Annotated in this window: 9 protein-coding genes; 2 read left to right on the forward strand and 7 right to left on the reverse strand. The window is 72.6% G+C overall.

The features are described from left to right. The coding region (locus DQW85_RS46155) for a hypothetical protein (protein ID WP_205315582.1) at window positions 1-270 on the forward strand (270 nt) is incomplete at its 5' end. Between the two features lie 25 nt (window positions 271-295). Then, window positions 296-955, forward strand: a complete 660-nt coding sequence (locus DQW85_RS32590; RefSeq protein WP_113703622.1) for an endonuclease V — start codon at window positions 296-298, stop codon at window positions 953-955. Between the two features lie 38 nt (window positions 956-993). Here DQW85_RS32590 and DQW85_RS32595 read toward each other — a convergent pair whose 3' ends face one another. From DQW85_RS32595 to DQW85_RS32625, 7 genes are all read right to left on the reverse strand, one after another. Then, window positions 994-1,902, reverse strand: coding sequence for an MEDS domain-containing protein (locus DQW85_RS32595; protein ID WP_162795552.1), 909 nt, complete (start codon window positions 1,900-1,902; stop codon window positions 994-996). Between the two features lie 203 nt (window positions 1,903-2,105). Beyond that, window positions 2,106-3,995, reverse strand: a complete 1,890-nt coding sequence (locus DQW85_RS32600; RefSeq protein WP_113703624.1) for a hypothetical protein — start codon at window positions 3,993-3,995, stop codon at window positions 2,106-2,108. Between the two features lie 5 nt (window positions 3,996-4,000). Next, a complete protein-coding gene (locus tag DQW85_RS32605) occupies window positions 4,001-4,831 on the reverse strand; it encodes a carbohydrate ABC transporter permease (RefSeq protein ID WP_113703625.1) in 831 nt (276 codons plus the stop codon). Next, window positions 4,821-5,774, reverse strand: coding sequence for a carbohydrate ABC transporter permease (locus DQW85_RS32610; protein WP_113703626.1), 954 nt, complete (start codon window positions 5,772-5,774; stop codon window positions 4,821-4,823). Before DQW85_RS32610 ends, DQW85_RS32605 begins: the two co-directional genes overlap by 11 nt. Before the next feature lies 1 nt (window position 5,775). Continuing rightward, window positions 5,776-7,047 (reverse strand): extracellular solute-binding protein, encoded by a 1,272-nt coding sequence (locus tag DQW85_RS32615; RefSeq protein ID WP_113703627.1) that lies wholly within the window; start codon window positions 7,045-7,047, stop codon window positions 5,776-5,778. Between the two features lie 22 nt (window positions 7,048-7,069). After that, window positions 7,070-8,686, reverse strand: a complete 1,617-nt coding sequence (locus DQW85_RS32620; protein WP_240197569.1) for an FAD-dependent oxidoreductase — start codon at window positions 8,684-8,686, stop codon at window positions 7,070-7,072. After that, a partial coding sequence (locus tag DQW85_RS32625; protein ID WP_162795553.1) for a substrate-binding domain-containing protein occupies window positions 8,683-9,193 on the reverse strand: 511 nt, incomplete at its 5' end. The genes DQW85_RS32620 and DQW85_RS32625, both read right to left, overlap by 4 nt.

A 9,193-nucleotide genomic window follows, 5' to 3' on the forward strand; every position in this document is an offset into this window, starting at 1 on the left:
CCCGAGCTGCCGCACGTGGGCGGCGGTCCCGGGCGGCCGGCCTTCGACCCGGTGCTGCTCGACCTCGCCGCCTGGGGCGACCGGGCCACGGCCCGCGCCACCGCCAAGTTCACGGAGTATCCCGCGGACCATCTCGACCTGAGCGGTCCCGCCTGGCCGTGGCGGCCGACCATGCTGCTGGCCCTCGCCCTGGCCCTCGCCCTTGCCCTGGCCCTGGCCGTGACCGTCCTCGCCTCGCGGGCGGCGCGGCGTCTCTCCTCGCCGCGCTGACCTCTGGCGGCGTAGATTCGATCACGTGCGCGTCGATCGGCTTCACCCCTGGCCGGCCACCGTCGACGAGGCGGAGGCCGGCCAGGACCGTCTGCGTCCTCGCGTCGAGCCGACCGGCCCTTCCTCGTTCGGCCTGGTGGCGGGGCTCGACGTGCACTACCACGGCGACGAGCGGCTGGCCGCCGCCGTCGTGGTGCTCGACGCGGGCACGCTGTCGGTGGTCGAGCAGGTGGTGGTGCCGGGCGAGGCGCGCTTCCCGTACGTTCCGGGGCTGTTCGCCTTCCGGGAGCTGCCCGCGCTGGTGGAGGCGCTCGAACGCCTGACGGTCACACCCGACCTGCTGGTCTGCGACGGGTACGGCCTGGCTCACCCGCGCCGGTTCGGCCTGGCGTGTCACCTGGGCGTGCTGACCGGCCTGCCGGCGCTGGGCGTCGGCAAGACGCCGTTCGTCGGCGCGCACACCAGCCCCGGCCCGGAGCGCGGGGCGTGGACGCCGATCATGCTGGACGGCTCCACGGTGGGCCGGGCGCTGCGCACCCAGCGCGGGGTCAAGCCGGTGTACGTCTCCCCGGGTCACCGCATCGACCTGGACACCGCCATCGAGCAGGTGCTGCGCCTCTCGCCCCGCTTCCGCCTCCCGGACCCCGTACGCGCGGCCGACCACCTCGCCCGGCACGGCGGCTGACCGTGGCTCCGGCCGGGGTCCCCGGCGAGGTGTCGGGTTCAGGAGTCCCGCGCGCCGCCGGGATCGAGCGCGGCCGGGACGTCGGGCAGGGAGCCTTCCAGCCGGAGGCGGCCGGCGGCGGCTTCGACCGCGCCCGCCAGGAGGCGGGCCGTGGCGAGGTCGGCGAAGGTCAGGCCGGTCACGTCGATGACCACCGCGCCACCGGCGTCACCGTCGTCACTGGTGTGACTGGTGTGACCGGCGGCCGGGGCCGGTGAGGCGTCGGCCGCCAGGACCTCGGTGACCAGGGGCTCCACCACGGCCGCCAGGGCCTCGGCGTTGGTGCGGTCGGCGGCTCCGTTCAGCACCAGCCCGCGAGGGGTGCGGCGCATGCGCAGCAGCGGCGCCCACTCCTCCAGGCTGCCCGCTCCTGCTGTGGCCGCGCCCGGGTGGGCGGCGCTGATCCGCTCCAGCTCCGCGTGGGTGAACAGCCTGCGGTCGTAGCAGCACAGCGCCATCGCGTAGCCGCCCGAGAAGATCTGGTTGGCCTGCGCCTCGTACCGGGCCAGCCGGTCGACGTCCACGACGGGGCGGACGGTCCAGCCCATGTCGGCCGCCACGCGCAGCCCGCCGTAGCCGTCCGCCCGCGCCTGGTCGATGGCCGTGGTCCAGCCCTTCAGGGCGCGTTCGGGCTCGAAGGGGCCGCTGGCGAGATAGGAACCGTCGGCGCCCGTCACGCGCAGCTGTCCCGTGCTGAGCGGCTGCCGCACCTCCACCCCGTACGCCTGCGCCGCGGCGAGGAACGCCGGGGGCAGGAAGGTGTCGGTGAAGTAGAGGACCTGGTCGCCGTGCGCCAACCCGGTGCGGACGAACCGGACCAGTGCCCTCAGATGCCGTTCGTGGTCGTCGAAGGTCCAGCAGACATGGTCGCCCGGCAGGAGCCGGTCGACTGTGGTGGGATCTGCCATGAACCGCTTCTCGTCATCGGGGGGATCGGCGTGCGCGCTCACCGTGCCACTCTGGGGCACCCCTCTCCGTGCCCGCCTGATCTCCACTCTAACAAGGCACATGACCGCCCAATAGCCCACAAATGGGAGTGGTCCCGCAGGTGAACCACGGCCCGGAGGGCGCCCGAAGAGCCCCGGGCGCCCCTGACCCCCCCGGGAGTCCGTCACCCCAGGGAGACGGTGACGTCGATCGTGCCCGCGTGCGGGATGCGCAGGGCGTGGAAACGGCGCCGGGCGTCGCGGAAGTACGTCGGCGAGCCCGCGGCGAGCGTCGCCGGGCGGGCTCCGCCCCACCGGAACCTGATCAGCGTGTCACCGCGGCGCACGTCGAGGCCGTCGGCCGTGGCGTTCGTCGAGCCGCCGTGCGCGGCCTTGGTGCCGTCCGTGAAGGTGAGCGTGTCGGTGGGGAGCAGGACGAGCGGGATCTGCTCGGTCGCCGCCGCGGTGGAGCGGACCGACCTGCGCAGGGAGTCCGCGGTGATGATGACGTCGGTGGTGATCGCGCCGTCTGGCGTGCGGTAGCGGACGCCGAACGTGGCGGGGGCGTCGCCGCCTGTCCAGGGCGTGCCGCCCGGCTCGCCGGCGAAGTACTCGGCCGTCATGGGGCCGTTGGAGTCGGGCTTCTGGCCGGGCAGGACCGTCGACCAGCAGGCGTAGTTGTTGTCGTTGAGCGAGTGGACGATCGTCCCGGCGGCGGGGTGCCACAGGAAGGTGAGCCCGGTGCGGGTGCTGGAGGTGGCGCGGGTGCCGAAGTAGCCGCCGGCGTACAGGCGGGGCTTGCGCACGTACAGGAAGTCCTGGCCCTGGTCGCGCCGGAGCTCGGCGAAGTCGTCGCTCCTGAGGTAGGGCAGCTCGGCGACGGCGGCTGCGCGGCGGCGGCGGGTGGGGAACGCCTCGCCGTACAGACCGTGGGCGAGGATGCGGGGCGAGGTGTCCTGCTTGGCGAGGACCCGCACCGGGGCCGGGTCGGCCGCCCAGGCGGAGCGGGCGGCGGCGAGGTCCTCCCGGGCGGTCATGAACGCGCCGAGCGCCGGCACGAGAGGCACGAACAGCGAGTTCAGGGCGGTCCGGTCGGGGTCGGACCGCACCTCGTCGTAGAAGCGCGTGCTGGTGCGCGCGGACGGGGCGACGTTGGCGATGTAGCCGGAGCCGTCGGGCTCGCGCAGCAGGTTGTAGCCGAGCCAGTCCGTGAACTTCGCGGCCATGTCCACCAGCGTCCGGTCGTGGGTCTGGTGGTAGGCGTCGGCCATCTCGGGGAGCATGACCTCGAAGTTGTAGTTCATGTCCATGCCCCGCTCCTCGTAGAAGAAGCCGGCGGGGCTCTGCCCGGACGTGGCGAGCCGTTCGATCGCCGCGCGCAGCGCGCGCCGCAGGGCGGCGTCGTGGTCGAGCCTGAGGGCGAGGGCGGATCCGGCCAGGCCGGAGGTGGTCTGGTTGGCGAACGTCAGGCGCGTCTGCCAGACGGTCCTGTTGTTCGGGTCGAGGAACCAGGTCATCGCCTTGGCGAGGGCGACGGCGAGCTGCCGGCGGCGCTCGGGCAGCATGTCCGCCCGGCGCAGGATCCGCAGGGTCTTGCTGAGGTAGCCGAGACCGAAGCCGGTGGCGGCCATGTGGTGCTCGTTGGGCGCGTACTCGGGGAAGGAGCCGTCGTCGTTCTGGAGCGACAGGTAGTGGCCGAGCGCCGCGTCGAGGGCGGACAGCAGGACCCGGTCGCCGGCGTACGGGTTCCAGGGGCGGGCGTTGGCGTGGAACCAGGCCAGCGTGAAGACGTGCTCCTGGACCCGGGCGTTGTACGGCGCCGCCGGCGTGCGCCACCAGCCTCCGGCGAAGAACCCGCCGGCCTCCATGTCGGCCACCATGGGCGCGAGGGTCTTCAGGTACGGCGCGAAGCGCTGCTCGGCCGGGGCGAACAGGGTGCGGACCGGCGCTCCGTCGGGAAGGGGCGCGAGCGTGAACGGCCCGGCGGAGGCCGCCGCGGCGGGCAGGGCGGGGAGCAACGCGCTGCCGAGGATCGACAGGGACCCGGCGCCGAGGAGGGTGCGGCGAGAGATCATGGGGTTCAGCCTTTCAGTCCGGTGTGCGCGAGGCCCTCGATGAACTGCCGTTGCGCGAGCACGAATACGACGAGAATCGGCAGGGCGGTCATCGTGGCCGCGGCGAGCTGCACGTTCCACAGCGGCCAGCCGTAGTTGTCGACGAACTGGGTGAGCGCCTGCGGGAGCGTGAACCTGGACGGGGTCGACAGGTACACGATGGGTTCGAGGTAGAGGTTCCAGGAGTGCAGGAAGGTGAAGATCGCGACCGCGCCGAGCGCCGGCCGGGCCAGCGGCAGCGCGACCCGGTAGAAGGTGCCGAACCGGCCGAGCCCGTCCACCCGGGCGGCCTCCTCCAGCTCGCCGGGCAGGGCGATGAAGAACTGGCGCATGATGAACGTGGCAAGCACGCTCGGCGCGCCGAGCACGGGCACGAGGATGAGCGGCCAGTGAGTGTCGCTCAGCCCGGCCCCGTGGAACATCTGGAACAGCGGGACGATCGTCACCTCGCTGGGGATCAGCAGCCCGATGAGCACGAGGACGAACAGCGCGTTCTGCCCGGGGAAGCGGATGCGGGCGAAGGCGTACCCGGCCATCGCGGCGACGGCCATGGTGCCCACCGTGACGAGCGCCGCGATGTAGAGGCTGTTCACGTACTGCTGCGTGAACGGCTGCAGCTCGAAGACCTGGCGGTAGGGCGACAGGTCCCAGCGCCGGGGCAGCAGGGCCGGGGGGAAGGCGAAGACGTCGCTGATCGGCTTGACCGACGAGGTGACCATCCACCAGGTGGGGAAGACGAACGGCACGCACAGCACGCACAGCAGCCCGTACAGGGTGAGCCTGACCCTACGACTCATGGAAGACCCACCTCCTGCGCAGCCGCCACTGCAGCAGGGTGAGCGCGGCGACGATCACGAACAGCAGCACCGAGAGCGTCGCCCCGTAGCCGAAGTGCCGGAACTGGAACGCCTGCTGGTACAGGTAGTAGACGAGCACCGTCGTGGACGTCCCCGGGCCGCCCTGGGTGAGCACCGCGATCTGGGCGAACACCTGCAGCGACCCGACCACGGTGATGATGGAGGTGAGCAGGATCGTCGGGCTGATCAGCGGCACGGTGACGCTGCGGAAGCGCCGCCAGGCGCCCGCCCCGTCGAGCTGGGCGGCCTCGTAGAGCTGGCGCGGCACGCCCTGAAGCGCGGCCAGGAACAGCACCATGTTGAGCCCGACGTTCTTGATCACCTGGACGACCACCACGGACAGCATCGCGGTGGCCTCGCCGCGCAGCCAGTTGGGCCCCTCGACGCCCGCGACGGCGAGCAGGCCGTTGACGCCGCCGTCCTTCTGCAGCAGGAACTGCCAGACGATCGTCCAGGCCACCAGCGACACCAGCACCGGCGAGAAGAACAGCGTGCGGAAGAGCGTGGTGCCGCGCAGCCTCTGGTTCAGCAGGACCGCCAGGGTCAGCGCGAGGCTGAGGTTGAGCACGACCAGGCCGGCCGAGAACAGCGCGGACGCGGTCAGCACCGAGCGCAGGTTGGCGTCCGCGAGCAGCTTGGCGTAGTTGTCGCCGCCGACGAACTCGAACGTGCCGGCCAGCACGTTCCACTCCTGCAGGCTGTACCAGCCGACCAGGCCCAGTGGCAGCAGCACGAACAGCGCGCTGCCGGCGAGCTGGGGTGCGACGAACAGGTAGCCGACGAGCGCGTCGCGGCGCGCGATCGTCCAGAAGCGGCGGGCCCGGCCGGGCGGAGGGTGGTCCGCCCGGCCCGCGGCGCGGCGGGTGAGCTGGGTGACGGCCATGTCAGGCGCCGAGCATCGGCTGGATCTTCGCGCAGACGCCGTCGAGCACCGCCTTGACGTCCGCGCCGGGCTTCCAGAGCGGGTCGAGAGCGGCCCGGACGGTCTGCGCCAGCTCCGCCTGCCCGGTGTGGCTGGGCTTGACCACGCCCTTGGCGATGCCGTCGATCACGACCTGCTGGAGCTGGTCGGGCTTGAGCAGCGGGTTGGTCTTGGCCAGTGTGTCGGCGGTGAGCTGGGAGCGGCGCGGCGGCGGGAAGTAGGCGGCGAGCTTGGCGGAGTTCGCGGTGCTGGTGAAGTAGGCGAGGAAGTCGGCGGCCGGCCCGGCGTTCGGGGACTTCTTCAGCACGCCGATCCCGGCCTGCCCGATGACCGCGTACGGGCCCTTGGGCCCGGCGGGCAGCGCGACGAGGTCCCAGTCGAAGGTGGCGTCCTTGAGCAACGCGGCACGGGAGATCTGCGCGACGGCCATCGTCGCGTCGCCGGCGAAGAAGTCGGCGGTGGTGCCGGGGCCGGGCATCGCCTTGTCCGTGAAGATCGACTTGTGCAGGAACGTCATCGCCTCGGTCATCTCGGGGCCGTTGAAGGCGCAGGTGGCGCCGTCGTCGCTCCACGCCTTGGCGCCCCAGCCGCCCCACACGGTGGCCAGGTTGTCCCACGCCTTGTAGTCGAAGTTGACGATGACCAGGCCGGACTTGCCGCTCTTGGCCGCGGCGGCGGCGTTGACGGCGGCGGCGCGCTCCCAGTTCCACTGGCCGGCCTTGATCAGCTCGCGGGGCGTCTTCTGCCCCGCCGCCTTGACCAGGTCGTTGTTGACGAAGACGCCGAAAGGCGAGGTGGAGAAGGGGTAGGCGTACAGCTCGCCGTCCTTCTCCCACAGGCGGGTGGCCGTGGGGATCAGCTCCGACACGTTCTCGATCTTGCTCTTGAGCGGGGCGAGCGCGCCGGAGGAGACGAAGTCGGGGGCGGAGCTCTCCAGGATCCAGGCCAGGTCGGGGGCCTTGCCGCCGGCGATCTGGGTGGTGAGCGTGGTGGTGTAGGACTCGAACGGGATCGGGTCGAAGGTGATCTTCCCGACGTCCGGGTGGGTCTTGCGGTACTCCTCGGCGATCTCGTCGAACAGCTTCAGGTGTGCCTCGGTGGTGGTCCAGACCGTCATCCGCAGCGGCTTCGGGCCCGACGCCGCCGGGGCGCCGCCGCCACCGCCGCCGCCACAGGCCGTCGCGACGAGCAGGGCGGCCAGGGAGAGGGCCGCCAGTTTCCCGGGTGCTTTCATGGGTGGTTCTCCTTCTGGCGCGTCAGTAGCCGGTGACGTCCGGCCAGCCGAGTTCGACGCCGTCGCGGACGAGCCGCCGCTGGTAGTCGGCGAGCAGGCGCTCGCTCTCCCGCACGGCGTGAGGGGTGGTCGAGTGGTCCAGGCAGAACGCGGCCAGCGCGCCCGCGGCCTCGCCGACGTTCCACTCGACCGGGTGGAGACGGTAGGCGCCGTTGGTGATGTGGGTCGTGCCGATGTTCTTGGAGGCGGGCAGCAGGTTGGTCATCCGGCGCGGGATGAGCGCGCCGAGCGGGATGCGGAACGGCGAGCAGCCCACGTCGACGTAGTTGTCGCCGCCGGTGGACGGGTGCAGGTCGATCCGGTACATGCCGACACCGACCGAGTCGGGGTAGGCGACCGCGCCCTTGTCGCCGCGCACCTCCAGGGACAGGTCCTGCTCGGTGACCGTGTAGAGGGCGCGGACGCGGCGCGACTCGCGGATGTAGGGCGCCTGGGCGAGGCCGTCGGAGCCGCCGGTGACGTCGCCGCGCAGCCGCAGGCCCGGCCAGCCGGTGCCGCCGTCGGGGCGGGGCGCCTCCGTCTGCAGCCAGTAGAGCACCGAGAGGGACAGCTCGCGGGCCGCGCGCAGGTGCTCGGCCGCGTCCGGCACGTCGATGACCGGGCCCTCCAGGTAGTCGATCATCGGCCAGTTGACGAGCGTGATGTCGCTGGCGTACGTCCCGGGCAGGAAGTTGTCGCGGGCGGCGATCCGGCGGAACGTCCACAGGTTGGCGTCGCCGGGGTTGACCCGCTGGTCGGCCTCGACCAGCCCTGGGTCGTCACCCGGGTTGGGGGTGAAGGAACGTTCGACGATCTCCAGCGTGCGCGGGCTCGGGCAGCGCCACGACAGCAGCCTGTCGCCCCAGAACGGCGGCTGGTAGGCCCGCCAGAAGTCGTACGATGCGGGCCTTTCGACGGTGTGGTCGCCGTCGACGTGGTCGATCGCGAAGCAGACCGAGACGGCCTGCATGTTCAGCGGCTGGGCCTCGGCCGGCGCGCTGGGCTCGCCCGTCTCGGCCTGCGACTCGAACCCGGTCACGTACTCGGCCCCGGCCAGCGGCAGCAGCTCGCCGGTCTCGGTCGCATCCAGCACGTACGGGGCCAGGACCGTGACGTCCTCGCCGCCGTCGCGGTGCGCGAACCGCACCGCCGTGACCCGGTCGCCGTCGGTCTCGACGGCGACCGGCCGGTACGGCTGGAGCACGCGCAGGCGGCCCGACCCCCGGTACGGGGCGAGCATCGCCTCGATGACGGCGACCGCGACCCTCGGCTCGTGGCAGAGCCTGCTCACGTGGCCGGCGCCGGGGTTCAGCTCCCGATGGGCCCGCGCCCGCTCGGTGAGCGGGTAGTGGTCGCGGTAGTAGCGGCGGATGCCGTCGCGCAGCGCCCGGTAGCTCGCCGTGACGCCGAACCGCTCCACCCAGGAGTGCTCGTCCGGCGGGACCGCCTGGCTGGTGAGCTGCCCGCCCAGCCAGTCGTACTCCTCGCTGAGGACCACCGAACGGCCCGCGCGCAGCAGGGCCAGCGCGGCCGCCACGCCGCCGAGGCCGCCTCCGGCGACCACCGCGTCCCCCGAGATCTCCACCACCGTGGGTGTCACCTTTCTTCCTGGTCGTGTTGGTCGTGTTGGTCTTGTGAGCGTTCCTGGGCCGGTGCCGGGGCCAGCGTCGATCCCTCGACCGGCTCGCACACCAGCAGTTCCTGAGGCGTGCCGCCGTTCTCCAGCAGCCCCATCAGCAGCTCGACGGCGCGGCGGCCCATCTCGCGGCGCGGGATGCGCAGACCGGCGAAGTCGATGTCGGTGTGCACGGGCCTGCTGGACGCGCCGAGCTCGACGACGGACAGGTCGCGCGGCACCGACAGGCCGCGTTCCTCCGCCGCCCGCACGATGGCGACGGCGTCGGCGAGCTCCTCGGCGAACACGGCGGTCACCCCGGCCTCGAACAGGCCCGTCCAGTCGGGCAGATGGACGCCCGTCACGCCGAGCGTCCCGGCCGCCTCACGGAAGCCGCGCAGCCGGTCGGCGTACGACTCGGCCCCCGCCCCGGTGCCCGCGTAGCCGAGCCGCCGGTGCCCGAGCGCGACCGCCCGCTCGACGAGCGCGCGG

This window comes from Nonomuraea lactucae (assembly GCF_003313395.1).
GTDB classification, from domain to species: domain Bacteria; phylum Actinomycetota; class Actinomycetes; order Streptosporangiales; family Streptosporangiaceae; genus Nonomuraea; species Nonomuraea lactucae.